Source organism: Streptomyces sp. H27-C3 (genome assembly GCF_030063415.1).
Classification (GTDB): domain Bacteria; phylum Actinomycetota; class Actinomycetes; order Streptomycetales; family Streptomycetaceae; genus Streptomyces.
On record NZ_JASITA010000015.1, the window covers coordinates 57912 to 84049 of the forward strand.

19 protein-coding genes and 2 pseudogenes are annotated in these 26138 nt (G+C 70.5%); 12 read left to right on the plus strand and 9 right to left on the minus strand.

The genetic code is table 11. The features are described 5' to 3' along the window. Positions 1 to 6: 6 nt before the first annotated feature. Complete coding sequence (locus QMK30_RS17090; RefSeq protein WP_283518973.1) at positions 7 to 1380, minus strand: glutamine synthetase family protein; 1374 nt, start codon at positions 1378 to 1380, stop codon at positions 7 to 9. 77 nt (positions 1381 to 1457) lie between these two features. Between QMK30_RS17090 and QMK30_RS17095 the strand changes: the two genes are divergently transcribed. The 4 genes from QMK30_RS17095 (at position 1458) to QMK30_RS17110 (ending at position 6189) form a co-directional block, all read left to right on the plus strand. Then, positions 1458 to 2198, plus strand: coding sequence for a FadR/GntR family transcriptional regulator (locus QMK30_RS17095; protein ID WP_283518974.1), 741 nt, complete (start codon positions 1458 to 1460; stop codon positions 2196 to 2198). A gap of 178 nt (positions 2199 to 2376) precedes the next feature. After that, positions 2377 to 3849 carry an ethanolamine permease gene (gene eat / locus QMK30_RS17100; RefSeq protein ID WP_283518975.1) on the plus strand — a complete coding sequence of 491 codons (1473 nt, stop codon included), beginning with the start codon at positions 2377 to 2379 and terminating at the stop codon, positions 3847 to 3849. A 38-nt stretch (positions 3850 to 3887) separates the two neighbouring features. Beyond that, entirely contained in the window at positions 3888 to 4592 is a 705-nt protein-coding gene (locus tag QMK30_RS17105) for a gamma-glutamyl-gamma-aminobutyrate hydrolase family protein (protein WP_283518976.1), read from the plus strand. Positions 4593 to 4698: 106 nt separating this feature from the next. After that, the gene (locus QMK30_RS17110; RefSeq protein WP_283518977.1) at positions 4699 to 6189 is read left to right on the plus strand and encodes an SDR family oxidoreductase; all 1491 of its coding nucleotides are present in this window, start codon (positions 4699 to 4701) and stop codon (positions 6187 to 6189) included. A 334-nt stretch (positions 6190 to 6523) separates the two neighbouring features. Here the strand turns inward: QMK30_RS17110 and QMK30_RS17115 are convergent, their stop codons facing one another. Together QMK30_RS17115 and QMK30_RS17120 are read right to left on the minus strand one after the other, a co-directional pair. Then, complete coding sequence (locus QMK30_RS17115) at positions 6524 to 6880, minus strand: hypothetical protein (RefSeq protein WP_283518978.1); 357 nt, start codon at positions 6878 to 6880, stop codon at positions 6524 to 6526. A gap of 36 nt (positions 6881 to 6916) precedes the next feature. Continuing rightward, entirely contained in the window at positions 6917 to 7795 is an 879-nt protein-coding gene (locus QMK30_RS17120) for a LysR family transcriptional regulator (protein WP_283519135.1), read from the minus strand. Positions 7796 to 8195: 400 nt separating this feature from the next. On the opposite strand from QMK30_RS17120, the gene QMK30_RS17125 reads away from it, so the two are divergent. Further along, entirely contained in the window at positions 8196 to 9341 is a 1146-nt protein-coding gene (locus QMK30_RS17125; RefSeq protein WP_283518979.1) for a TDT family transporter, read from the plus strand. Here QMK30_RS17125 and QMK30_RS17130 read toward each other — a convergent pair. The 4 genes from QMK30_RS17130 to QMK30_RS17145 all read right to left on the minus strand — a co-directional run bounded on the left by QMK30_RS17130 (position 9235) and on the right by QMK30_RS17145 (position 14499). After that, entirely contained in the window at positions 9235 to 9987 is a 753-nt protein-coding gene (locus tag QMK30_RS17130) for a helical backbone metal receptor (RefSeq protein WP_283518980.1), read from the minus strand. The two genes, QMK30_RS17125 and QMK30_RS17130, sit on opposite strands and share 107 nt — an antisense overlap. A gap of 10 nt (positions 9988 to 9997) precedes the next feature. Beyond that, the gene (locus QMK30_RS17135; protein WP_283518981.1) at positions 9998 to 10543 is read right to left on the minus strand and encodes a helix-turn-helix domain-containing protein; all 546 of its coding nucleotides are present in this window, start codon (positions 10541 to 10543) and stop codon (positions 9998 to 10000) included. Between the two features lie 184 nt (positions 10544 to 10727). Next, positions 10728 to 13355 (minus strand): ABC transporter permease/substrate binding protein, encoded by a 2628-nt coding sequence (locus tag QMK30_RS17140; protein ID WP_283518982.1) that lies wholly within the window; start codon positions 13353 to 13355, stop codon positions 10728 to 10730. Further along, a complete protein-coding gene (locus tag QMK30_RS17145) occupies positions 13348 to 14499 on the minus strand; it encodes a quaternary amine ABC transporter ATP-binding protein (protein WP_283518983.1) in 1152 nt (383 codons plus the stop codon). The genes QMK30_RS17140 and QMK30_RS17145 overlap by 8 nt, the downstream gene beginning before the upstream one ends. 212 nt (positions 14500 to 14711) lie before the next feature. On the opposite strand from QMK30_RS17145, the gene QMK30_RS17150 reads away from it, so the two are divergent. From QMK30_RS17150 to QMK30_RS38475, 7 genes and pseudogenes are all read left to right on the plus strand, one after another. Next, entirely contained in the window at positions 14712 to 15632 is a 921-nt protein-coding gene (locus QMK30_RS17150) for a 5'-3' exonuclease (RefSeq protein ID WP_283518984.1), read from the plus strand. A gap of 50 nt (positions 15633 to 15682) precedes the next feature. After that, positions 15683 to 16525, plus strand: coding sequence for a siderophore-interacting protein (locus tag QMK30_RS17155; RefSeq protein WP_283518985.1), 843 nt, complete (start codon positions 15683 to 15685; stop codon positions 16523 to 16525). A gap of 242 nt (positions 16526 to 16767) precedes the next feature. Next, positions 16768 to 17352 carry a sigma-70 family RNA polymerase sigma factor gene (locus tag QMK30_RS17160; RefSeq protein ID WP_283518986.1) on the plus strand — a complete coding sequence of 195 codons (585 nt, stop codon included), beginning with the start codon at positions 16768 to 16770 and terminating at the stop codon, positions 17350 to 17352. After that, complete coding sequence (locus tag QMK30_RS17165) at positions 17349 to 18098, plus strand: anti-sigma factor (protein WP_283518987.1); 750 nt, start codon at positions 17349 to 17351, stop codon at positions 18096 to 18098. The genes QMK30_RS17160 and QMK30_RS17165 overlap by 4 nt, the downstream gene beginning before the upstream one ends. Positions 18099 to 18160: 62 nt before the next feature. Then, positions 18161 to 19522 carry a cryptochrome/photolyase family protein gene (locus tag QMK30_RS17170; protein ID WP_283518988.1) on the plus strand — a complete coding sequence of 454 codons (1362 nt, stop codon included), beginning with the start codon at positions 18161 to 18163 and terminating at the stop codon, positions 19520 to 19522. A 394-nt stretch (positions 19523 to 19916) separates the two neighbouring features. Beyond that, on the plus strand, positions 19917 to 20561 hold the full coding sequence (locus tag QMK30_RS17175; RefSeq protein WP_283518989.1) for a fasciclin domain-containing protein: 645 nt from the start codon (positions 19917 to 19919) through the stop codon (positions 20559 to 20561). 36 nt (positions 20562 to 20597) lie between these two features. After that, positions 20598 to 21459 (plus strand): annotated as a pseudogene (locus tag QMK30_RS38475) (ADP-ribosylglycohydrolase family protein); the annotation flags it as partial. Between the two features lie 93 nt (positions 21460 to 21552). Here the strand turns inward: QMK30_RS38475 and QMK30_RS17185 are convergent. Continuing rightward, a pseudogene (locus QMK30_RS17185) lies at positions 21553 to 22464 on the minus strand (cytochrome P450); the annotation flags it as partial. Positions 22465 to 22672: 208 nt separating this feature from the next. Further along, entirely contained in the window at positions 22673 to 25489 is a 2817-nt protein-coding gene (locus QMK30_RS17190) for a DEAD/DEAH box helicase (RefSeq protein ID WP_283518992.1), read from the minus strand. Positions 25490 to 26138 lie beyond the last annotated feature (649 nt).

A 26138-nucleotide genomic window follows, 5' to 3' on the forward strand; every position in this document is an offset into this window, starting at 1 on the left:
CGGGCCTCACAGTCGTTCGAAGGAGCGGCGGAGCTCCCAGTCGGTCACCGCGGTGTCGAAGGCTTGCAGCTCGACCCGCGCCATGTTGCGGTAGTGCGCGACGACCTCGTCACCGAAGGCCGCCTTGGCGATGGGGCTGTTCTCCCAGAGCTCGGCGGCCTCGCGCAGGCTCAGCGGGACGTGCTCGTAGTCGCCGGTGTAGGCGTTGCCGGTACACACTTCGGGGAGTTCGAGCTTGTGCTCGATGCCGTACAGGCCGGCCGCGACGAGGCCGGCGACCGCGAGGTGCGGGTTGACGTCGCCGCCGGGCAGCCGGTTCTCGAAGCGCATCGAGCGGCCGTGGCCGACGACGCGCAGGGAGCAGGTGCGGTTGTCGTGGCCCCAGGCGACGGCGGTCGGGGCGAACGAGCCGGGCTGGAAGCGCTTGTACGAGTTGATGTTCGGGGCGTAGAGCAGGGAGAAGTCCCTGAGCGCCGCGAGCTGTCCGGCGAGGAAGTGCTGCATGACCGGGGACATTCCGCCGGGTCCGTCGCCCGCCATGACGTTGCGGCCGGCCTCTTCGACGGACTGGAGCGAGAGGTGGATGTGGCAGGAGTTGCCCTCGCGCTCGTTGTACTTGGCCATGAAGGTGAGCGAGACGCCCTCCTGGGCCGCGATCTCCTTGGCGCCGGTCTTGTAGATGGCGTGCTGGTCGCAGGTGGTGAGGGCTTCGTCGTACTTGAAGACGATCTCGTGCTGGCCGGGGTTGCACTCGCCCTTGGCCGACTCGACGGTCAGGCCCGCCGCCGTCATCTCGTTGCGGATGCGGCGCAGCAGGGGCTCGATCCGGCCGGTGCCCAGCACCGAGTAGTCGACGTTGTACTGGTTGACCGGGACGAGATCGCGATAGCCCTGGTCCCAGGCCTGCTCGTAGGTGTCCTTGAAGACGATGAATTCCAGCTCGGTGCCCACATGCGCGGTGTAGCCGTGCTCGGCGAGCCGTTCCAACTGGCGGCGCAGGATCTGGCGGGGCGCGGCGACGACGGGTGAGCTGTCGGCGGGCCAGGCGAGGTCGGCGATGAGCATGGCCGTGCCGTCGTTCCACGGGACGCGGCGCAGCGTCGAGAGGTCGGGGCGCATGGCGAAGTCGCCGTATCCGCTGTCCCAGGAGGACATCGCGTAACCGTCGACGGTGTTCATTTCGGTGTCGACGGCGAGCAGGTAGTTGCAGCCTTCCGTGCCGTTCTCCAGGACGTCGTCGAGGAAGAACTGGGCGGCGAACCGCTTGCCCTGCAACCGTCCCTGCATGTCGGGGAAGGCCAGGACGACTGTGTCTATCTCGCCGCTCGCGATCAGGTCGCGCAGTTCCTGGAGTGCGAGCGGTGGTGTGCGGTCTGCCACGGAAAAGTCCTCCTTCGGTCAGCCGGAAGCCATAAGGTATTCCTGAAGACCATTGCTTGGGAAGGGGAAACCGCGACGTGGCGAGCGAAATCGATTCTGCGGACCGTCTGACGCCCGTGCTGCGGCCGGTGCGGGCCGGCAATGGGTTCGAGGAGGCGCTGGAGCAGATCCTCCAGGTACTGCGGCTCGGTCTGGTGCCCGCGGGCGAGCGGCTGCCTGCCGAGCGTGATCTCGCCGAGCGCCTGCGGATCAGCCGGGTCACGCTGCGCGAGGTCCTGAAGGTGCTGCAGGACCAGGGTCTGGTGGAGAGTAGACGCGGCCGCTACGGCGGTACGTTCGTCCTGCCCCGTCCGGACACCCCGGCGGGCGGCTCCGCCGGGGCAGAGCTGCGGCGGCGCCTGGAGTCGGTCGACGTGGAGGACGTCCTGCGGTTCCGCGAGGTCCTTGAGGTCGGCGCGGCCGGGCTGTGCGCGGCGCACGGGCTGACCGACGAGGGCGTACGGCGACTGCGCGCGGCGCTCGCCGCCACGCACGACGCGCCCCTGGACGACTACCGCAGGCGCGACACGCTGCTGCACCTGACGCTGGCCGAGCTGGCCGGGTCGCCGACGCTGACCGCGCAGTACGCCGCCGTGCGCGCGGACGTGAACGGCCTGCTGGACTGCATCCCGCTGCTCGTGCGCAACCTGGAGCACTCCCAGCAGCAGCACACCGCGCTGGTGGACGCGGTGCTCGACGGAGACGCGGACGGGGCGCGCGAGGTGATGCGCGAGCACTGCGGGGGCACGGCGGCGCTACTGCGGGGCTTCTTGACGTGAATCGGCCGCCCCGACCTGAACCGGCCGCCCCGATCCGCACAGGCCGCCTCGACGTGAACCGGCCACCGCCACGTCCGCGACATCCGTAACAGCGGGTTAACGCACAGGTCTTGCGCTGGGACCAGCCGAACCACAAAGGTATGGCATCCCACCATTGCACCCGAGGCAGGAGCGGCTCATGGCCGAGAGCACCGAATCGCGTACCCCACCGTCCGCATCCTCGGCCGGCTCCGGGGACTCCCCCGACGCCCTCTACCTGAAGCGGCGCGCGCTGCGCCGCGGCAGCGCCGGCTGGCTGCTGCTCACCGGTCTCGGAGTCGCGTACGTCGTCTCCGGTGACTTCTCGGGCTGGAACATCGGTCTTGCCGAGGGCGGCTTCGGCGGGCTCGCGATCGCCACCCTCCTGATGGGCGTGATGTACGCCTGTCTGGTCTTCGCGCTCGCGGAGCTGTCCGCGATCCTGCCCACCGCGGGCGGCGGCTACGGCTTCGCCCGGCGCGCGCTGGGCACCTGGGGCGGCTTCCTGACCGGCACGGCGATCCTCATCGAGTACATCCTGGCGCCGGCCGCCATCTCCATCTTCATCGGCGACTACGTCGAGTCGCTCAATCTTTTCGGCCTCGACGCGGGCTGGCCCGTCTATCTCGCCTGCTTCGCGATCTTCATCGGCATCCATCTGTGGGGCGTCGGCGAGGCGCTGCGCTTCAGCCTGGTGGTCACCGCCATCGCGGTGGCCGCGCTGCTGATCTTCGCGGTCGGCGCGTTCACCGAGTTCAGCGGCTCCAACCTCAATGACATCCCGGTCGACAAGGAAGCCTTCGGCTCCAACTCCTGGCTGCCTTTCGGCCTGCTGGGCATCTGGTCCGCCTTCCCCTTCGGCATGTGGTTCTTCCTTGGCGTCGAGGGGGTGCCGCTGGCCGCCGAGGAGGCAAAGGACCCGGTGCGCTCGATGCCGCGCGCCCTGTCGATCTCCATGGCCGTGCTGGCGCTGCTCGCCCTGGTCACGTTCTTCGCCGCGACCGGTGCGCGCGGCTCGGCGGCCATCCAGGACGCGGGCAATCCGCTGGTCGTGGCGCTCCAGGGCGACGGCGATCCCACGGCGCTCAGCCGGTTCGTGAACTACGCGGGCCTGGCGGGTCTCGTCGCCTCCTTCTTCTCGCTGATCTACGCGGGGTCCAGGCAACTGTTCGCGCTCTCCCGGGCCGGATATCTGCCCCGCTTCCTGTCTCTGACGAGCCGCCGCAAGGCCCCTTACCTCGGGCTGCTCATCCCCGGTGCGATCGGCTTCGCCCTTGCCGCCGGATCGGGCAACGGCGGGCGGATGCTCAACGTCGCCGTCTTCGGGGCGACGATCTCGTACGCCCTGATGGCCCTGTCGCACATCGTGCTGCGCCGCCGGGAGCCCGAACTGCCTCGCCCGTACCGCACACCCGGTGGCATTGTCACCTCTTCGGTGGCCTTCGTCCTGGCGCTGTCCGCGCTGGTGGCGACGTTCCTGGTGGACAAGGACGCGGCGTTCATCGCACTCGGCGTCTACGCCGTCGCTCTCGCCTACTTCGCGTTCTACAGCCGGCACCGGCTGGTGGCGGCGGCTCCCGAGGAGGAGTTCGCGGCGCTGGCCGCGGCCGAGGCCGAACTCGAACGCAAGTGACCCACGACTGACCCACGAACGACCGGAGGACCGTGCACGTGCCCGCCCCCAAGCCGCTGATCGGCATCAGCACCTATCTGGAACCGTCCGCCAAGTGGGGCGTGTGGGACCTGCCCGCCGCCCTACTGCCCGCCGGGTACCCCCGGCTCGTACAGGCGGCGGGCGCGATCGCGGTGATGCTGCCGCCCGACGAGACCGCGTCGGCCGCAGAGGTGGTGGCCCGGCTGGACGCGGTCGTCGTCGCGGGCGGGCCCGATATCGAGCCCGTACGGTACGGAGCCGAGCGCCACCCGCGTACCGGGCCGCCCGCACGGGAGCGAGACGCCTGGGAACTCGCCCTGATCGAGGCCGCGTTGGCGTCCGGTACCCCGCTGCTCGGGATCTGCCGGGGCATGCAGCTGCTCAATGTCGCCCTCGGCGGCACGCTCGTCCAGCATCTGGAGGGCCACATCGCGTCCGTCGGCGTCCTGGGCACGCACACCGTGCGGCCGGTGCCGGGCACGCTGTACGCGTCGATCGTGCCGAGGGACTGCGACGTACCGACGTACCACCATCAGGCCGCCGACCGGCCCGGCGACGGCCTGGTGGTGTCGGCGTACGCGACGGACGGCACCCCCGAGGCCGTCGAACTGCCCGGCGCCGCCTGGGTCCTCGGCGTCCAGTGGCACCCGGAGATGGGCGAGGACCTACGGGTGATGCAGGCCCTGGTCACGGCAGCCACGAACGGCCGGCCCACGCCCTGACCGACAACCTGCACCACTCCTCCGGCCGCGCCATCGACCCGCACACCCATTCCAACCGCCACAGTGGAGAGGTACGAGCGAGTCCGACGGCAGGAGGGAAACCGGCGTGACGACGGACGAGGCGCAGGCGCCCTTGCGGTGTCTGGTGACCGGAGCGAGCGGATACATCGGCGGGCGGCTGGTGCCCGAGCTGCTCGGGGCCGGGCACCAGGTGCGTTGCATGGCCCGCACTCCGGAGAAGCTGCGGGACTTCCCGTGGGCCGGGCAGGTGGAGACCGTACGCGGAGATGTGACCGACGCGGAGTCGACGGCCAGTGCGCTCAAGGGCATCGACGTCGCGTACTACCTGGTGCACGCGCTCGGCACCGGCCGCGGCTTCGAGGACACGGACCGCAGGGCGGCCAAGGTCTTCGCGGAGGAAGCGCGGGCGGCCGGCGTGCGGCGCGTCGTCTATCTGGGCGGGCTCACCCCGGCCCGGATCCCGGAGCGCGAGCTGTCCCCGCATCTGCGCTCCCGGACCGAGGTGGGCCGGATCCTGCTTGACTCCGGGGTGCCGACCGTCGTACTGCGGGCCGCGGTCATTCTCGGGTCGGGCTCGGCGTCCTTCGAGATGCTGCGGTATCTGACGGAGCGGCTGCCGCTGATGGTGACACCCAGCTGGGTACGGACCCGGATCCAGCCCGTCGCCGTCCGCGACGTGCTGCGCTGCCTGGTGGGCTGTGCGCGACTGCCGTCGGAGGTGAACCGGACGTTCGACCTCGGCGGTCCCGACGTCCTCACCTACCGCGACATGATGCAGCGGTACGCGCGCGCGGCCGGGCTGCCGCGCAGGCTGATCTTCCCCATTCCGGTGCTCACACCGGCGCTCTCCAGCCACTGGGTGGGGCTGGTGACGCCCGTACCCAGCTCCATCGCGCGCCCACTGGCCGAGTCGTTGCGCCACGAGGTGGTGTGCCACGAGAACGACATCGCGCAGTACGTTCCCGAGCCGCCGGGCGGTGCGATCGGCTTCGACCGGGCGGTCGAGCTGGCCCTCAAGCGCGTGCAGGAGGCGGATATCACCACCCGCTGGTCCTCCGCGTCGGTGGCCCACGCGCCGAGCGACCCGTTGCCCACCGACCCCGACTGGGCGGGCGGCAGCCTCTACACGGACTCCCGTGAGCAGACCGTCGACGCGTCGCCCGAGAAGCTGTGGCGAGTGGTCGAGGGCATCGGCGGCGAGAACGGCTGGTACTCCTTCCCGCTCGCCTGGGCCGTACGGGGCTGGCTGGACCGCCTGGTCGGGGGCGTCGGGCTGCGCCGCGGCCGCCGGGACGCGTCCCGGCTGCGCGTGGGCGACTCGCTCGACTTCTGGCGCGTGGAGGAGGTCGAGCAGGGCCGGCTGCTCAGGCTGCGGGCGGAAATGCGGGTGCCGGGGCTGGCCTGGCTGGAACTGCGGGTCGAGACGGACGAGAAGGGCCGGACGGTGTACCGGCAGCGGGCGCTGTTCCATCCGCACGGGCTGGCGGGGCACGCGTACTGGTGGAGCGTAGCGCCGTTCCACGGCGTGGTGTTCGGCGGGATGGCCCGCAACATCGCGGCGGCTGCGGTGCGGTGAGGGAGGGGCGGGTGGTTGGGTCACGTGACTCGTACGGTCACGGGGCTCGGCCCGTCACGCCATGCAGCTCGTACGGTCACGCGGCTCGGCCCATGACTTGGCTCGTCCCCTGACTTGGCTTGCGCGGTCACGGGGGTACGTCGCACGGGTGCGGGGCCACGCGGGTGCTTGACCACGGAACATGGCGCGGGTCGGCTCCTCCGGTCTACGCGGGATCTGCCCCGAAACCACGACGGGGCGGGCAGGGCCCGTGCATTCGCTCGCGCCTGCCCGCCCATGTCGTACTGCCGGTACGCGAACGCCCACGGGCGTACGCGCGCGGCCCCGAGCCAGGTCAGATGCGGCCGGCGAGGAGGCGGGTGATCGGGCCCCGGTTGCGCTGCTCCAGCTTGCGGCCCGCCGCGAACGACGCGGCGCCGATGGCCACCACGCCCGCACCGGCGCCCGCCACGAACGCCTTGCGGGTCTGAATCACCGTCCACGCGGTGGTCGCGGTCGACGCGACCTTGCCCGACGCCGACTCCAGGGCGTGGCGGCCCGCCTGGACACCCTTCAGTCCGGACAGCTTCGCGCTCTCGGCCGCTTCCATAGCCTTTCCTGCGGCGTCCTTGGCCTTCGAGACCGCGGCGTCGGCGTCGACCTTCGCGGCGGCACTGGAAAAGGTGGTCTTGGTGTTGTCGTCTTCAGTCATGGCCTGCGGGTAACCGCTCGGGGCGGTGGCAAACGGTCAGCCGCCCTCCCTTGCCGGGCGGGTGAGCGACAGCAGGTCGCGGGCGGGGCCCGTGGGGCGGGGCCCGGTCGGCCAGACCGCGCGCAGGTCACGGCTGAGCCGGACGCCATCGACCGGGATCTTGACGAGGCGGCGCGAGGCGAGCTCCTCCCCCAGCGCGAGCTCGCTCAGCACGCTGGGGCCCGCGCCGCTGACCGCGGCGGCCTTCACCGCGGTGGTGGAGGAGAGTTCCAGGAGGGGGTCGGCGAGGCCGCCGTGCCCGGCCAGGGCGGCGTCCAGGACCTGGCGGGTGCCCGAGCCGCGTTCGCGGAGGATGAGATGAGCCTCGGCCAGTTCCCGCGCGGCCACCGGGCGGCGGCGCCGGGCCCAGGGGTGGGTCGGTGCCGCGACCACCACGAGCCGGTCGTGGCCGATGACGACGCCGTCGAGCCCGTCCGGCACGGCCAGGCCCTCGACGAAGCCCAGATCGGCCTCGCCGCTCAGCAGCCGCTGCGCGACCGCCGCGGAGTTGCCAGCGAGCAGCGAGACCGCGGTGCCGGGGCGCTGGCCGCTCAGGGCGATCAGCCAGCCGGGCAGCAGGTACTCGGCGATCGTCATGCTGGCCGCGACCCGCAGCCGCGAGTCCCGCCGTCCGCGCAGCGCCTGCGCGCCCGCGTCGAAGGCCTCGGCCGCCTCCACGACCTGCCGGGCCCAGTCGGTGACGAGGGCGCCCGCGTCGGTGAGCCGGGAGCCGCGGGGTGAGCGGTCCACCAGGGCGACGCCGAGCCGGCGTTCCATCGAGCGGATACGGCTGCTCGCGGCGGGCTGGGTGATGCCGAGCTCGCGCGCCGCCCGCCCGAGGCTGCCGAGCCGGGCGACGGCGAGCAGCAGCTCCATGGAGCCGAGATCGGGCACCCGGTGCGCGAGCGGCGGCCGGTCGCCGGAGCCCGGGTGGTTGTCCGCCCCGTCCGCCGATGCGGACGGAGGCCGAGCACTCCCGGGACCGTGGCCGTGGCCGTGGCCGAGCCCTGAGCCGGGACCGGGACCCGACCCGAGAGCAGGAGCCGAGCCGGGACCGCGGGCGGATCCTGATCCCATGTCCGAGCCGGGACCGGGAGCCGAACCCGCCCCCACCTCCGAACCCGAACCCGACTCCGAGCCCGGCTCCGGCTCCGAGCCCATCGCGTCACCGAAGTCCTGGTATTCGCCGAAGCCTGGGTGAGTCATAAAACCAGCTTATGACCCCATACAAGAATCGTCCCTGGTGGGGGCCGCTCCCGCCGAGGAGGGTGGTCGTATGGCCATCTCCGCGCAGCCCCACCCCCTCCTCACGGCCACCCGCCCGCGCCGCCCGGCCCTGCGCCATCTCGGCCCCAACTGGTACGCCACCGTCATGGGCACCGCCGTCGTCGCCAACGCCGGCGCCGCGCTGCCCGTCGACGCACCCGGTCTGCGCGCGGCGTACACGATGGTCTGGGCGCTGTCCGTCCTGATGCTCATGGCCCTCCTCGCGGCCCGCGCCGGCCACTGGGCCCACCACGGCGACCAGGCCAGGACGCACCTCCTCGACCCGGCCGTCGCCCCGTTCTACGGGTGTCTGGCGATGGCGCTGCTCGCGGTCGGCGGCGGTACGGCGGCGGTCGGCGGGGAAGTCGTCGGCGCCGGAGCGGCCCTGGCGGCCGCCGCGGCGCTGTGGTGCGCGGGAACGGCCGTCGGCCTGGCCGCCGCCGTCGCGATCCCGTACCTCATGGTCGTACGTCACCGGGTCGACCCCGCCGCCGCCTCACCGGTGTGGCTGCTGCCGGTGGTCTCGCCGATGGTTTCCGCCGCGCTCGGCCCGCAGCTGATCCCGCATCTGCCCGAGGGGCAGTGGCGCGAGGCGATGCTGCTGGCCTGTTACGCGATGTTCGGGCTCAGCCTGCTGGCCACGCTGCTGATGCTGCCGCTGATCTTCTCCCGCCTCGTCCATCACGGCCCGCTGCCGCTCGTCCTGACACCGACGCTCTTTCTCGTCCTGGGGCCCCTCGGTCAGTCGACCACGGCCGTCAACACGCTCGCGGATGTCGCACCGGGCGCGATAGGGGCGCCGTACGCGCACGCACTCGGCGCGTTCGCCGTGCTCTACGGCGTGCCGGTGATGGGGTTCGCGCTGCTGTGGCTGGCGCTCGCCGTCGCTCTGGTGGTCCGCGCGGTCCGCGACGGAATGACCTTCGCGATGACGTGGTGGGCCTTCACCTTCCCCGTCGGTACCTGCGTGACGGGCGCCGCGGGGCTCGCCCGCCACACCGGGCTCGACGCCTTCACCTGGCTGGCCGTCGCGCTGTATGCCGCGCTCGTCACGGCGTGGGCGGTGGCTTCGGTCCGTACGCTGCGCGGTCTGCTCGGCGGAGCGCTGCTCGCAGCACCGCCGGTGCTTCGGCCAATGACGGCCCGTACCACGTGAGGTGCCGGCCGCTGACGAGCGCCGCGGGCAGCCCGGGGAAGGCCTCGGGCCCGTCGTCGGCCGTGAAGCGGTAGGGCTCGTCCGGCAGCACCACCAGGTCGGCCCCGGCCGCGCGCAGCTCGTCGAGCGGGATGCGCGGATAGCGCTCGACGTGCCCGGCGTAGCGGTGGTCGACGCCGAGGCGGGCCAGCAGGTCCCCGGCGAAGGTGTCGCGGCCCAGGACCATCCACGGCCTGCGCCAGATCGGCACGACCGCCGTCAGCCGCCGCGCGGGGGCCGCTTCGCCCCACGCCTCCCCGGCGGCGTCGAGCCAGGCCGGGCGGGAGCGCAGCCGGCAGCCTTCGACCAGGACCCGTTCCAGCTCCGTCAGGGCCTCCGGCAGGTCGCGGACGACGGTGACCATGACCGTGAGGCCCGCCTGCCGCAGCGCGGCGAGATCCGGCTCCCGGTTCTCCTCCTCGTTGGCGATGACGAGGTCGGGGGCGAGCCGCACGATCGCTTCGACGTCCGGGTTCTTGGTGCCCCCGATGCGTACGACATCCAGCTCCGCCGGGTGGCTGCACCAGTCGGTGGCGCCGACGAGCAGCCCCGGCGCGCTCACGGCCACGGCCTCGGTCAGCGACGGCACCAGCGAGACGACGCGCACGGCGGCCCGGTCAGCCGCTGTGGCCGACGGTGCCGGCCGCCGCGACGATCAGGATGCGGGTGCCCGGCTCGGTGGCGCGCCAGCGGTGCCGTACGCCGCCGGACAGGAAGAGCGTGTCGCCGCGCTCCAGCAGGTACGCCCGGCCTTCCGCCTCCACCTCGGCGGCGCCGTCGGCGATGTACATCAGCTCGTCGCCGTGGTGCTGAAATTCGCGGCGGGCGTCCTGTTCGCCGGTGTACTCGGTGGCCTTCAGCTGATGCCGGCCGCGCACCACGCACCGCACCCCGTCGGAGTCCCCGACGTCGTCGGTGGCCCGTACGACATCGACCATGAGCCCCGAGTCGGCCGCCGCGATCAGGTCGCCCACCGTGGTCTTCAGCGCCTCGGCCACCCGCTCCAGTGAGCGCGTGCTGGGGCGGGCCCGCTCGTTCTCGACCTGGCTGAGGAACGGCACCGACAGTCCACTGCGGGCCGAGACCGTGGCAAGGGTGAGTTCCAGGGCTTTGCGACGCCTCCGGACGGCCGTACCGACCCGAAGGGTTTCCTTGTCGTCCATCGCTCCGGCTCCCTCCCTGGCTCGCGGTCCGAACCGGCTGAGTGAAGCCTACGCAGCTTCACGCGACGGTTTCGTACATACGTCAGGGAAGGTTTTCCCCGTCGGGCGGGACAAAGAACGCGAGGGGTGGCATCACCCTGTGGTGATGCCACCCCTCGGTGGTGTCGCGTACGGCGGCGAACGGTCAGCCGGCCGCCGGCGTCATCTTCTCCGCGATGCCCGGATTTTCCTTCATCCAGGCCTTCACGGCTTCTTCCTCGTGCCCTGCGCCGCGCTTCCGGATCTCGTTCTCCAGGCCGCCGAGCTGCTCCTCGGACAGCTTGAACTTCTTGAACCACTCCGTCAGCCGCGGGTAGTTCTTCGGGAACTCCTTGTTGCCGATGATGTGCAGCCGGTCACCTTCGCCGAAGAGCTTCTTCGAGTCCTTGAGCTTGGTCATCTTGAACTCGTTGTACGCCCAGTGCGGGGTCCACAGGAGCACCGCGACGGGCTCCTTCTTGGCGTACGAGCGCTTCAGCTCGGCCAGCATGCCGGGCGTGGAGCCGTCGACGACCTTGTACTCCTTGTCCAGGCCGTAGCCGGGCAGGACGTTGGTCTTGAGGTTCTCCATCGTCGCGGTGCCGGGCTCGATGCCGATGATCCGGCCCTTGAACTTGTCGCCCTTGCCCTTGAGGTCCTCGAGCGTCTTGACGTCCTTGACGTACGAGGGGACGGCGACCTCGATCGATGTCGGCCCGTACCAGGACCCGATGTCGGTCAGCTTGTCGCCGTACTTGTCCCAGTAGTTCTTCTGCGTGTACGGCAGCCAGCCGTCCAGCTGGACGTCGAGCTGGCCGCGTGACATCGCCGCGTACATCGGACCGACCTCGAACTGCTTGAGGTTGATCTTGTAGCCGCGCTCCTCCAGCACCGCCTTCCACAGGTACGTGGCGGCGATGTCCTCCTCCCAGGGGAACCAGGCCATCCCGACGGCGCGGTCGCGCTCGTCCTTGCCGTTCGCGGCCTTGGGCGTCTTGGCGACCGGGACCCACTTGTCGAGGAGGTCCGGGTTGTCTTTGAGCCAGGCGCGGACGGCCTCCTGCTCCTTGCCCTTGCCGGTCGTCTGGATCTTCGATTCAAGGTCCGTGAGCTGCTTCTCGGTCATCTTGAAGTTCTTGATCCACTTGGCGACCGCGGGGTTCTCCTGGGAGAAGCCCTTGCGCGCCAGGGTGTGCACACCGTCGCCCTTGCCCCAGCTGCCCTTGGGGTCCTTGAGCTTCTTCAGGTCGAAGTCGCTGTACGCCCAGTGCGGCGACCACAGCGTGGTGACGATGGGTTCCTTCTTGGCGTACGCGCGCTTCAGCTCGGCCAGCATCGCGGGCGTGGAGCCGTCGATGACCTCGAACTCACCCTCCAGGCCGTAGTCCTTGAGGACCTTGTCCTTGAGGAGCCCCATCATTCCGGCGCTCGGCTCAATGCCGATGATTTTGCCCTGGAACTTGCCGGACTTGCCCTTGAGGTCCGCGAGGGAGTCGACGCCCTTCACGTACGAGGGGACGCTCAGCTCCAGCGAGGTCGGGCCGAACCACGGGCCCATGTCCTCGAGCTTGTCCTGGTACTTCTTCCAGTACTTCTCGTGGGTGACCGGCAGCCACGAGTCCGTCTGCAGGTCAATCTGGCCGGCCGCCTGGCCGGTGTAGAGCGAGCCGGCCTCGTACTGCTTGGTGTCGACCTCATAGCCGCGCTGCTCCAGCATTTCCTTCCAGAGGAAGGTGGAGGCGATGCCCTCGTCCCACGGGATGTAGCCCATGGAGATCTTCTTGCCCTGGCCGACGTTCGAGGAGTCGGCGACGGACTTGGTGGAGGAGCCGCCGAAGAGGCCCATGCCGCCCGCGACCAGCGCGAGAATGACAACGCCCGCGATGGCGACGACCGGCTGCGGCCGGTAGCTCCAGATCTTCGAACCGCTGGACAGGGCCTGCTCCTTGGCGAGCGCGCGTCGGCCGAGCGGGGAGACCTGGTTGCCGAGCGCACCGGTCATCCGGTCGAGGTACATGGCCATGATGACGATGGACAGGCCGGCTTCGAAGCCGAGACCCACGTCGATGTTGCCGAGCGCCCGGTAGACGGCGCCACCGAGGCCGCCGCCGCCGACCATGCCGGCGATGACCACCATGGACAGGCCCAGCATGATGACCTGGTTGATGCCGGCCATGATCGTCGGCAGGGCGAGCGGGAGCTGGACGCGCAGCAGGGTGTTGCGCGGCGTCGTGCCGAAGGCCTCGGCGGCCTCGACCAGATCACCGTCGACCTGGCGGATGCCGAGCTCGGTCATCCGGACGCCGGGGGGCAGCGCGAAGATGATCGTCGCGACGATGCCGGGGACCGCGCCGACGCCGAAGAAGATGACGCCGGGGATCAGATACACCATGGCCGGCATGGTCTGCATGAAGTCCATGACGGGCCGGGTCACGGCGCTGACGGTCTTGGACCGCGAGGACCAGATGCCGAGCGGAATCGAGATCGCCAGGATGATCACGGTGGAGACGAGTACGAGCGACAGGGTCGACATCGCGTCGTCCCACAGTTCGACCGAGTCGATCAGCGCGAATCCGGCGAAGGCCAGCACACCGGCGGTCAGGCCGCGCAGCCACCAGGCGATGACGGCGAAGATTCCGGCGAGGAGCAGCGGCTCGGGCGCGGTGAGCGCGCCGGACACGGCGTCGTGCAGGCCGCCGACGACAGCGGTGATCGCGTCGAACAGCCAGGTGAAGTTCTCGATGAGCCACTCGACACCACTGTCGACCCACTCACCCAGGGGGAACCTAGGCACCGGCGATCACCTTGCTCACGGAGTTGACGCTCATGGGGACGACGGTCTCGGCGGCGGCCTTCGGCGCGTCGCTCGGAGTCATCGGCTCCCCCAGTACGGCGAGCAGCCGCGACCGCGGTACGACGCCGGTCAGCCTGCCCTCGGCGTCGATGACGGCGACAGGCGCGCTGCTGGCGGAGCAGGGGGTGAAGAGTTCGATGATCGGGGTGTCCGCGGTGACGGTGGCGGCCGCGGCCTTCAGGACGTCATCGGCGGTACGCAGCTCCACGCCCTCGTCGGTCTTCGTACCGAAGGCGGTGTCGGGGTCGGCCATGATGGCGCCCGCGGTGAGGACCCTGGAGCGGTCCACGTCCTGGGTGAAGGAGGCGACATAGTCGTTGGCGGGGGTGACGAGGATGTCCTCGGCGGTGCCCATCTGGACTATTCGCCCGTCGCGCATGACCGCGATGCGGTCGCCGAGGCGCATGGCCTCGTTGAGGTCGTGGGTGATGAAGACGATGGTCTTCTTCAGCCGCTTCTGGAGTTCGAGGAGCTGGTCCTGCATGTCACGGCGGATCAGCGGGTCGAGGGCGCTGAACGACTCGTCCATGAGCAGCAGGTCGGCGTCGGTGGCCAGCGCGCGGGCGAGGCCCACGCGCTGCTGCATCCCGCCGGACAGCTCGTCGGGCCAGGACTTCTCCCAGCCCTTGAGGCCGGCGAGTTCCAGGGCCTCGGTGGCGCGCTTCAGGCGCTCCTCGCGGGGTATGCCCTGTACTTCGAGGCCGTAGCCGACGTTCTCCAGGACACTGCGGTGCGGGAACAGCGCGAAGTGCTGGAAGACCATGCTGATCTTCGAAGAACGAACGCCGCGCAGCTCCGACGGGCTCAGCGCGGTGAGGTCCTGGTCGTCGAAGAGCACCCGTCCGGCGGTCGGCTCGAGCAGTCCGTTGAGCATGCGCAGCAACGTGGACTTGCCTGATCCGGACAGACCCATGACAACGAATATCTGCCCTGGCTCCACGGTGAACGTGGCGTCGATCACCGCGGCGGTCGTACCCTCGGCCCGCAGCTCGTCACGGTCGGCTCCACTTTCGAGCTTCCGAACCGCGTCTTCGGGTCGTTTGCCGAACACCTTGTACAAGTGCTCAGCCTGCAGCCTGGACACATACACCTCACGCGTTGAACTGAAAACGGCCCATCACCCCCGGTCGGCGGGCCGTCGAGCGGCACGGATTCGGCCCGTTTCACCCATCAAGAAGTTGAAACCAAAATGGGGTCCGCTCCGACGCGGCACCTGCCCGTGCTTACACAGGCCAAACACAAGAGTGATCCACTTCACGCCGTCGCCTCTTGTGTCGCGTACGGCATCATCGGAGGGTGACGCGACGCCTGATGCTCCTCGACACCGCTTCCCTCTACTACCGGGCCTATTTCGGGGTTCCCGACACCGTCCGCGCCCCCGACGGCACGCCCGTCAACGCCGTGCGCGGACTGCTCGACTTCATCACCCGGCTCGTTCAGGACCACCACCCCGACGACCTCGTGGCCTGCATGGACGCCGACTGGCGGCCGCAGTGGCGGGTCGAGCTGATCCCGTCCTACAAGGCGCACCGGGTGGCCGTGGAGACCGAGACGGGCCCCGACGAAGAGGCCACCCCGGACACGCTCGCACCGCAGGTGCCGATCATCGAGGCGGTGCTCGACGCTGTCGGCATCGCCCGGGTCGGTGTCGCTTCGTACGAGGCGGACGATGTGATCGGCACGCTCGCGGGTCGCGCGACGGGGCCGGTGGACATCGTCACCGGCGACCGCGACCTCTATCAGCTGGTCGACGACGCCCGCGGGGTGCGGGTGCTCTACCCGCTCAAGGGGGTCGGCGAGCTCCAGATCACCGACGAGGCGTGGCTCCGTGAGAAGTACGCGGTGAACGCGTCGGGGTACGTCGACTTCGCGCTGCTGCGCGGCGACCCGAGCGACGGACTGCCCGGCGTCCCCGGTATCGGCGAGAAGACCGCGGCCAAGCTGCTCGACGCGTACGGGGACCTGGCCGGGATCATGACCGCCGTCGGTGACCCGGCGTCGAGGCTGACACCGTCGCAGCGCAAGCGGCTGGACGAGTCGCGGGACTATGTCGCGGTCGCGCCCAAGGTCGTGCGCGTGGCTTCCGACGTGCCGCTGCCCGAGTTCGACCCGGCGCTGCCGTCCGAGCCGCTCGATCCGGAGCTGCTCGACGCGCTGGCGGACCGGTGGGGGCTCGGCGGCGCCCTGAAGCGGCTGCTCTCCACTCTGCGGAACTAGAGTGCTAACTTAGGCAAGCCTAACCAGACCAGCGTCAGGGGAGAACCACCGTGGCAGAACGACCGGCCCGCAAGACACCGCAGGTTCACGAGGCACAGGTGACGCGCACCGAGCGGATCACCCCGCACATGGTGCGGGTCGTCCTCGGCGGTGAGGGCCTGGCCGGCTTCACCGTGGGCGAGTTCACCGACCACTACATCAAGGTGCTCTTCCCGGCCGCGGACGTGACCTACCCGGAGCCCTTCGACATGGCCCGCATCCGGGAGGAGTTCCCGTCGGAGCAGTGGCCGGCCACCCGTGCGTACACCGTGCGGAGCTGGGACGCGACCGCGCGCGAGCTGGCCGTCGACTTCGTGGTGCACGGCGACGAGGGCCTGGCGGGGCCGTGGGCCGCGCTGGTCCGGCCCGGCGAGACGGTACGTTTCCTCGGCCCCGGCGGCGGCTACGTCCCGGACGCGGCTGCCGACTGGCACCTGCTGGTCGGCGACGAGAGTGCGCTGCCCGCGATCGCCGCTTCGCTGGAGCGGATGCGCGCCGGAGCTGTGGTGCGCGCCTTCGTGGAGGTGGCGAACGCCGAGGAGGAGCAGAAGATCGTCACGCCCGACGGCGTCGAGGTCACCTGGCTGCACCGCGGCGACAGCCCGGTGGGCGACAGCCTGATCGCCGCCGTGCGCGGTCTCGACTTCCCCGCGGGGGACGTCCAGGCGTTCGTGCACGGTGAGGCGGGCTTCGTGAAGGACCTCCGCAGCCATCTGCGCATCGACCGGGCGATCCCGCGCGAGCGGCTCTCCATCTCCGGCTACTGGCGCCTGGGCCAGGACGACGACGCCTGGCGCGCGGCGAAGCGCGAGTGGAACGAGCAGGTGGAGCGCGAGCAGGAGAGCGCGGCCTGACCCGGCGCACCCGCCCACCCACGGACCCCCGGCTGCTCAGCCGGGGGTCCGTTCGTCGCCGTGCAGACGGGCGGGCTCGTCCGTCTGCGCCATCCCGCGCGTCGAGGCGATACAGCGCCGTTTCCATGCGCTGTGGAACCATCTCCACAACAATCCGGACCCGGACCAATCCAAGGCAGCCGCGGCTCCGAATACGTCGTGAAGCCCGTCCTGGGCCTGGTCCACACCTGGAGGAACGTCGCGTGAAAGAAGCCGTGCACATCGGGGGCATCGCCTCGGCGGGGCCTGATCTGCAGGAATTGCTCGGCATGGTGGCCCGCGGTGACCGCGATGCCTTCAGCGAGGTCTACGACGCGGTCTCCGGGCCCGTCATGGGCCTGGTGCGCGCCGTGCTCCGCGACCCCGCCCAGTCGGAGGAAGTCACCCAGGAGGTGCTGATCGAGCTGTGGCGGACCGCCGCCCGCTTCCAGCCCACCAGGGGCTCCGCCATGACCTGGGTGCTCACCCTCGCCCACCGGCGAGCCGTGGACCGGGTGCGCTCGGCCCAGGCATCGTCGGACCGGGAGCACCGGGCGGCGCTGCTGGACCGCACGCCGGCGTTCGACGAGGTCACCGAAGAGGTCGAGAGCCGCCTCGAACGTGAACAGGTGCGGCGCTGTCTGCGTACTCTCACCGAACTGCAACGGCAGTCGGTGACGCTCGCTTATTACCGGGGGCTGGCCTACAGGGAAGTCGCCGAACTACTGGCCGTACCACTCGGCACGGTCAAGACACGACTGCGCGACGGACTCATCCGGCTGCGCGACTGCCTGGGGGTCAGCACATGAGCACGGCGGAACTGCATACGCTGACCGGCGCCTACGCGCTGCACGCACTGGCTCCCGATGAGCGCACGGAATTCGAGCGGCACCTGGAGGACTGCCCGGCCTGCGCCCAGGAGGTCGCCGAACTGACCGCCACGGCGGCCCGACTGGGTCTGGCCATGACCCGGACGCCACCCGCCACGCTCAAGGGCCAGGTGATGCGGCAGATCTCCACCGAGCGCCAGGAGCCCCCCAGAGTCCCGAGGCCCGTCCCGGCGACCGGCGCACGCCGGGCGCGCGTGCTGCCCCGCTTCGCACTGGCCGCCTGTCTGGCCGCTGCCGCCTCGTTCGGGGGGATCGCGGTGTGGCAGAACCAGGAGGCCCGTGACGCACAAACCCAGGCCCAGCAGTCGCAGCGCCAGGCCGAGGCACTGGCCACGGTGCTCGCCGCGCCGGACGCCAAGGTCAGCACCGGAAAGCTGACGGACGGTGCGACCGGCACCGTGGTCGTCTCACGCGACCGCAACAAGGCGGCCTTCCTGGCCTCCGGGATGCCCAAGCCGCCCAGCGGCAAGGTCTACCAGCTGTGGTTCAACGACAAGGGCACCATGCGCTCGGCCGGTCTGATGGACCTCGCGTCCTCCTCCGGCGGCGTGCTGATGGACGGGCCCGTCGACGCGGCCTCCGGCATGGGCATCACGGTCGAGCCCGCGGGAGGCTCGCCCGAACCGACCTCCGATCCGCTGGCCCTGATGAACTTCCCCGCGTAACCAGCCGTCCGGGCTGCGGAGCGGCACGGCAGAACAGCGCGAAGAACGAAAAGGAACCCCTCATGAGTGTCGCCGTGGTGCTCTTCACCTCCGATCTGCGCGTGCACGACCAGCCGGTACTGCGGGCCGGCCTGCGCGCAGCGGACGAGGTCGTCCCCCTCTTCGTCCTGGACCCGGGCGTGCGCAAGGCGGGCTTCGACGCCCCCAACCGCAGCGCCTTCCTGGCCGATTGCCTGGCCGGCCTGGACGGCGCGCTGCGCGAGCGGGGCGGGCGGCTGGTGGTCCGGGCGGGCGACGTGGTGGAGCAGGTCTGCCGGGTGGTGACGGAGAGCGGGGCGCGGGAGGTGCACGTCGCGGCGGGCGTGAGCGGCTACGCGCTGCGCCGGGAGGAGGCACTGCGCACCGCCCTGGAGCCCCTGCGGTGCGCGCTCCTTGTGCACGACGCCGTGATCACGGCGCTGCCGCCGGGGCAGGTCACCCCGGCGGGCCGTGACCACTTCGCCGTGTTCACGCCGTACTTCCGCAAGTGGGAGGCGGCCGGGACACGCGAGACCCTGGCCGCTCCGCGCACCGTGCGGGTCCCGGAGATCGCCGGCCGCCCGCTGCCCCCACGCGACGCCGTCACCGGGGTCTCCCCGGGGCTGGTGCTGGGCGGTGAGCGCCAGGGCCGGGCCCTGCTGCGCGGCTGGCTGGCGGACGCCGTCACGGCGTACGAGGAGCGCCACGACGACCTGCCCGGCGACGCCACTTCGCGGCTATCGCCCTACCTCCACTTCGGGTGCCTGTCGGCGGCCGAGCTGGTCCACCGGGCGCGGAGCAAGGGCGGCCCTGGCGCGGATGCCTTCGTACGGCAGCTGGCCTGGCGGGACTTCCACCACCAGGTCCTCGCGGCCCGCCCGGCCGCCTCTTGGGCCGACTACCGCACACGCGGCGACCACTGGCGTGCGGACAAGGACGAGATCTCCGCCTGGCAGGAGGGCCGCACCGGGTATCCGGTGGTGGACGCGGCCATGCGCCAGTTGCTGCACGAGGGCTGGATGCACAACCGGGGCCGGCTGCTGGTGGCGAGCTTCCTGACCAAGACCCTGTATGTGGACTGGCGGATTGGCGCCCGCCACTTCCTGGGCCTCCTGGTGGACGGGGACCTGGCGAACAACCAGCTCAACTGGCAGTGGGCGGCGGGCACCGGCACCGACACCCGCCCCAACCGCATCCTCAATCCGCTCACCCAGGCCAAGCGCTTCGACCCCCGCGGCGACTACGTACGACGCTGGGTTCCCGAGCTGGCCGAGCTCGCGGGTGCGGCCGTCCACCAGCCGTGGAAGCTCCCCGCGCCCGACCGCGCCCGCCTCGGCTATCCGGAGCCGATCGTGGACCTCGCGGACGGCCGGAGCAGGTTCGAGCAGGCACGCGGACTGGGCTGACGCCACGGGCGAATTATTCGCTCGGTGGTACGAGAAGTAATTCCTTCGAGGGAACGACCAATCCGAGGGCGGCCCGGCCCCGAATAACGGGTGTGAGCCAAGATCAGGAAGTTCCGGCAGCACGGGGCGGCGCCCCGGGCAGGACCGCGCGCCCGGCGCGTGTCCGCCCCGCCGCTCCGGGCGGATCAGCCGGGGACTTCCGATGCGCGAGGACCGGCGCGAAGCCGTCCTCGCAGGGCGACCGGCCGACCAGCCGGACACCCGCTCGCCGCACGGCACGAGCGAGGTACAGGTGCGGGCCGGCAGCAGGTGGTCCCCCGTGACATAGGCCCACCGGCCACGCGCCACCGCACCTCACGTTCCGTACACACACCACCCCCTCAAGGAGTACGTCATGAACACCACTCGCTTCCAGCGCATCGCCCTCGCCGTCGTCGGCGCCGCAGTTCTTCCGCTGTCGCTGACGGCCTGCTCCAGCGACGACGGCAAGGACACCAAGGCCGACTCCACCCCGACGGCCGCCGAGGAGAAGTCGACTCCCCCCGCCGACGACGCCGCCATGACGGACAAGCCCTTCGGCCCCGCCTGTGCGGGTGTCCCGGCCGACGGCGCCGGCAGCTTCGACGGCATGGCCAAGGACCCGGTCGCCACCGCAGCGTCGAACAACCCCGAGCTGTCCACCCTGGTCACCGCCGTCAAGAAGGCCGGCCTGGTCGACACGCTGAACAACGCCAAGAACATCACGGTGTTCGCGCCGACCAACGCCGCCTTCGCGAAGATCCCGAAGGCCGACCTGGACAAGGTCCTCGCCGACAAGGCCACCCTCACCAAGATCCTCACCTACCACGTCGTCGGTGAGAAGCTCGCTCCCAAGCAGCTCGAGAAGGGCACCTACCCCACCCTCGAGAAGAGCACCCTGGCCACTGCAGGCTCGGGCGAGTCCTACACCGTGAACGACACCTCCAAGGTCGTCTGCGGCAACGTCCCCACCGCCAACGCCACGGTTCACATCATCGACACCGTCCTGATGCCCAAGTAGTAGCCGACGCCCAGCCATCAGGCCGAAGCGGCCTTGATGCCGGAGCAACCGGCCCGCGACGCATCGCTGCCCCATCCCCCTTACGCCTGCCCGGTGAACCTGACGGACCGGGCGGGCCGGGTGGTGGGGACAGTCGTCGGTTCGGCGGTCGGGGACGCGCTGGGCGCGCCCTTCGAGTTCGGACTCGCGGGTGCGCTCTCCGAGCGCTTCCCCGACGGCGTCGCCACGATGTGCGGGGGCGGCGGCTGGGACCCCGGCGAGGCCACCGACGACACACAGATGGCGGTGCTCGTCGGAGAGTCCCTGCTGGAGTGCGACGGTCTGCGACTGCCGGACGTCTTCCGGCGGTTCCAGCGCTGGGCCGCCGGCGACCCAAGGACATCGGGCTCCAGACGGAGGACGTCCTGACCAACGGCGAGCCGTGGGACTTCGCGACCGCGCCGCATTTCCAGCTCAACGGGCGGCCCGCGGGCAACCGTTCGCTGATGCGGGCCGCCACCTCCGCCGTGTACTTCGCCGGTGCGGGCCAGGAAGCCACGATGGGCGCCGCCCGGAGCATCGCGGCCCTCACCCACGGGGATCGCGCGGCCTGGGAAGGCACCGCGATCTTCCACGACTTGGTACGAGTCGCCCTGGACGGCGCCGGTCCGCTCGCCGCCGTCCAGGGCGCTCTCGCGCGCGTCCACCCGGATTCACCGCGCCCGGTGGTCCACCGTGCTCGCGCCGGGCTGGCATCCGGACGACGCCACCGAGTTCAACGGCGCGGTCTGGCCGTGCCTGGGCTCCGCGCTGTGGGCGCTGCGCACGACCGGCGGCTCGAGGACGCGCTGTGCGCCGCGATCGACCTGGGTGGGGAACGGACACGGTGGCGGCGGTCACGGGCGGCCTCGCGGGCGCGGTGTACGGCGCCTCGGCCGTCCCGGAACGGTGGACCGGCCCGCTCCATGTGCCGCTGCCCGGGTACGACGGGCGCGTGCTGCGCGCCGCGGATCTCGCCGAGCACCCGCTCCAGCTCCTCGGCCAGTGCCGCCCGCACCCGCGGATCGCGCGCGAGCAGATACCAGGCACACACCAGCGTGCTGCTGGTCGTCTCGTGCCCGGCGATGTACAGGGTGACGGTCTCGTCGCGGATCTCGTCGTCCGAGAGGCGGGCTCCGGTCTCGTCCTGCGCGGCGAGCAGCCGGCTCAGCAGGTCGGGCCGTTCGCCGTCGCCGCTCCGGTGCCGCTCGACCACCTGGGCGACCTCCGCGTCGATGACCGCTGCGGCCCGGTTGATACGGGCCCGCCCCGGCGTCGGCACCCAGTCGGGCAGCAGGGCGCCGATCCCGCTGAACTCCGCGCCTATCTCCTGCTGCGCCACATCCATCGCCCGGCCGATCGCCTCGGCGTCGGCCGCGGTGCCCGCGCCGAAGACGGTGCGTACGGCGATCCGCTGGGTCAGGACGGCCATCTCGCGCTTGATGTCGACGCGTTCACCGTCCGACCAGCCGTCCGCGAGCTCAACGGCGCACTCCGTCATGGTGGTCGCGTAGGACCGTACCTGCTTGGGGCGGACCGAAGGCTGCACCAACGACCGCTTGCCCCGCCAGTCGGGGCCACGGGCCACGATCACCCCATTGCCCATCAACGTCCGGAAGGCGATGCCCAGTTCGGGCTGGTCGAAGCTCCGCTCGACCTCGGTGATCAGCTCACCGACGAGCTGCGGATCGGCGACAAACAGACACGGCGTGCGGCCGAACCGCCACCGCACCAGGTCCCCGTACCTCCGCAGCCGCTCGAAGAAGGCCAGCGGGTTCTTACCGAACTGCGCCAGGTTGCCGAGGAACGGCAGCCCGCGCGGCCCCGGCACGGTCCGGTACTCCTGCGGCTGTACGTCGACGGCCGCACCGGCGTCCGTGGTCATGTTGGGGTCTCCCCTGCTCGGATGGCGCGCAGTGGGTGCTGCGCGCGACTGACCCCATCGAAGCCGACGGGTCCGACACGCCACCAGCCCCTGTGGACAACTCCACCGGCCGGATGGCTGGTTGACGCCCGCCTCCGGACAAAAACGCCGGTGCGCCGCCCCCGAAAAGAGGGACGGTGCACCGGCGTTCCGCAACTTCCGGTCGGCCTCAGCCCACCGACGAGTACGCGACGACGCCGCGCAGCACGGCTTCGACGGCCTTGCGAGCGTTCTTCGCGACCGTACTGCCGTCGTGCGGCGCTGCCGCCGCGACCTGGCCCAGCACATCGATGACCTGCTTGCACCAGCGGACGAAGTCGCCGGCCGGCATCTCGGCCTCGCGCAGCACTTCGTCGAGCCCCTTCCCTGAGGCCCACATGAACACCGCCCAGGCGAAGCCGAGGTCAGGTTCGCGCTGCCCGACCCCCTCCGTCTGGTTGATCTCGAAGTCCTCCTCCAGGGCGTCGAGCCTGCCCCAGATGCGGACCATTTCCGCCATGGCGGACTTCGCGGGACCGGTGGGCAGCTTGGGCGCGACCGCGTCGTCCGACTGCCGCGCCTCGAAGACCAGGGCCGAGACGCACGCGGCCAGTTCGGCCGGGCTGAGTCCCTCCCACACACCCTCGCGCAGGCACTCCGAAGCCAGCAGATCGAGCTCGCCGTACAGCCTGGCGAGGCGCTTGCCGTGCTCGGTGGCCTTGTCGCCGCGCAGATAGTCGAGCTCGGTCAGCAGGGCGTAGATCCGGTCGAAGGTACGGGCGATGGTGTTCGTCCGGCCCTCGATGCGCCGCTCCAGCTGCCGCGTGTCCCGCTGCAGCCGGTAGAAACGCTCGGCCCAACGAGCGTGGTCCTCGCGCTCGTCGCAGCCGTGGCACGGGTGCGCCCGCAGGGCCGTGCGCAGCCGGGCGATCTCACGGTCGTCGGCCGCGACCGCCCGCGGCTTGCGGTGCCGGTCGGGATCGATGTGCCCGGCCTTGGTGCGCAGCGCGGACGCCAGGTCGCGGCGGGACTGCGGGCTGCGCGCGTTGAAGGACTTGGGGATCCGCATCCGCTCCAGCGGCTCGACGGGCACCGGGAAGTCGATCGAAGCGAGCCGTTTGACCTGCCGCTCGGCGGTGATCACCAGAGGCCGGGGGCCGTCGTGGTGCTCCATCCCGCGGTGCCCGTTGGCGCGCCCGGCGGGCAGCCCCGGATCGAGCACCAGCGCCAGACCGGCGAACTTACCGGTCGGCACATGAATGACGTCACCGATCTTGAGCTTCTCCAGCGAGTTCGCCGCGGCGGCCCTGCGCTGCGCCACCCCCTGCTTGGCCAGCTCGGTCTCACGGTCCTTGAGCTCGCGGCGCATCCGCGCGTACTCGTCGAAGTCCCCCAGGTGGCAGGTCATGCCCTCCCGGTAGCCCTCGATGCCCTCTTCGTTCTTCTGGACCTGCTTCGAGATCCCGACGACCGACTTGTCCGCCTGGAACTGCGCGAACGACGTCTCAAGGAGTTCACGCGAGCGGTGCTGCCCGAACTGCTGCACCAGGTTCACCGCCATGTTGTACGACGGCTTGAAGCTGGACCGCAGCGGATAGGTACGCGTGCCGGCAAGGCCGGCCAGCGCGCCCGGGTCCATGCCGCGCTGCCACAGCACGACCGCATGGCCCTCGACGTCGATGCCACGGCGTCCCGCACGGCCCGTCAGCTGGGTGTACTCACCGGGTGTGATGTCGGCGTGCTGCTCGCCGTTCCACTTGACGAGCTTCTCCAACACCACTGATCTGGCGGGCATGTTGATGCCGAGCGCGAGGGTCTCCGTCGCGAAGACCGCCTTGACCAGGTTCTTGACGAACAGCTCCTCGACGACCTCCTTGAAGGTCGGCAGCATGCCCGCGTGGTGCGCGGCGATTCCCCGCTCCAGGCCTTCGAGCCACTCGTAGTACCCGAGGACATGCAGGTCCTCGTCGGGGATCGACGCCGTGCGCTCCTCGACGATCTCGCGCACCCGCCGGCGCCCGTCCTCGTCGTTGAGCCGCAGGCCCGCGAACAGGCACTGCTGTACGGCGGCCTCGCAGCCCGCACGGCTGAAGATGAAGGTGATCGCGGGCAGCAGTCCGGCGGAGTCGAGCCGCTCGATGACCTCGGGCCTGGCGGGCGTCCAGATGCGTCCGCGCGCTCTGCGCTCGCGCTCCCGGTCGGCCTCGCGCGGCTCCCTGCCGCGGCGGCCACGCGCGTGGAACGTGGTGCTGTTCTCCGTCCGCGCCATGCGCACCAGGTCGGGGTTGACCTCGCGCCTGCCGCCCCTGCCGTCGTCGGACTCCTCGAAGAGGTCGTACGTCTTGCGCCCGGCGAGCACGTGCTGCCACAGCGGCACGGGCCGGTGCTCGGAGACGATGACCGCGGTGTCACCGCGAACGGTGTCCAGCCAGTCGCCGAACTCCTCGGCGTTGGACACGGTCGCCGACAGCGAGACCAGCGTCACCGACTCGGGGAGGTGGATGATCACCTCTTCCCACACGGCTCCGCGGAAGCGGTCGGAGAGGTAGTGCACCTCGTCCATCACCACATAGCCGAGCCCGAGCAGCGACTGCGAGCCCGCGTACAGCATGTTCCGCAGGACCTCGGTGGTCATGACGACCACCGGGGCATCGGAGTTGACGCTGTTGTCACCGGTCAGCAGGCCGACCTTGTCGGCGCCGTAACGCCTGACGAGGTCCTGGAACTTCTGGTTGGACAGCGCCTTGATGGGCGTGGTGTAGAAGCACTTGCGGCCCTCGGCGAGCGCCAGGTGCACGGCGAACTCGCCGACGATCGTCTTGCCCGAGCCGGTCGGGGCGGCGACAAGCACACCCTTGCCGGACTCAAGGGCCTTGCACGCCTCGATCTGGAACGGGTCGAGATCGAAGTCGTACAGCTCACGGAAGGGTGCGAGCGCGGTGGCCTGCTCGGCGGTGCGCGCTCGAGCTGCGGCGTACCGCTCAGCTGGGGAGAGTTCCTCTGTCATCTTGTTCAAGAGCCTACCCGCCAGGTATGACACTCAGCCCGATCATTTACGCCCAGACGGATCGTCGCGCACGAACCCCCGGACAGCGCCAAACACGTACTTCGCGGCAAGCGCCGCCAGCCCGCCCATACAGTCGGCGCCCTTCGCCACCCGACCGTCTCGACTTGGCATCGCCCACTGAACGACGACCCTCGGATAGAAGGTCGGTCGTCAGGACCATAACTCACGGTAAGCGCCAGCCGAGTTGCCCAAAATATCTCCCTTGACTACCACTTCACCAATCGGCAAGATCAGAACGTGGTCACATGATCACTCAGAGATTCCGCTCAAACATGAGGACGCACGAAGATTCGTTCGATCCACTTTCGCCGCACCCGCTGCCATTACCGCTCTCGCCCTTGCGGGGTGATAGCTGTACCGACACCGGCAGCAGCCGCAGCGGCAACAAAATGCACTGGTGAGCAGCATAAAGAAATAGACACGGTCGGACCCAACCTCGACCTCTATGTCACGCTCTGCATCACCCGTGACGGGTCCAACAACAAGGCGACAGTCAAGTTCGCTGGTCGGACGGGGCGGCGGGGCAAGTGCCGACATGGAGAAAATCGACGTCATGCTTCACCTCCAGCGCAACGAAACCGACTACCGG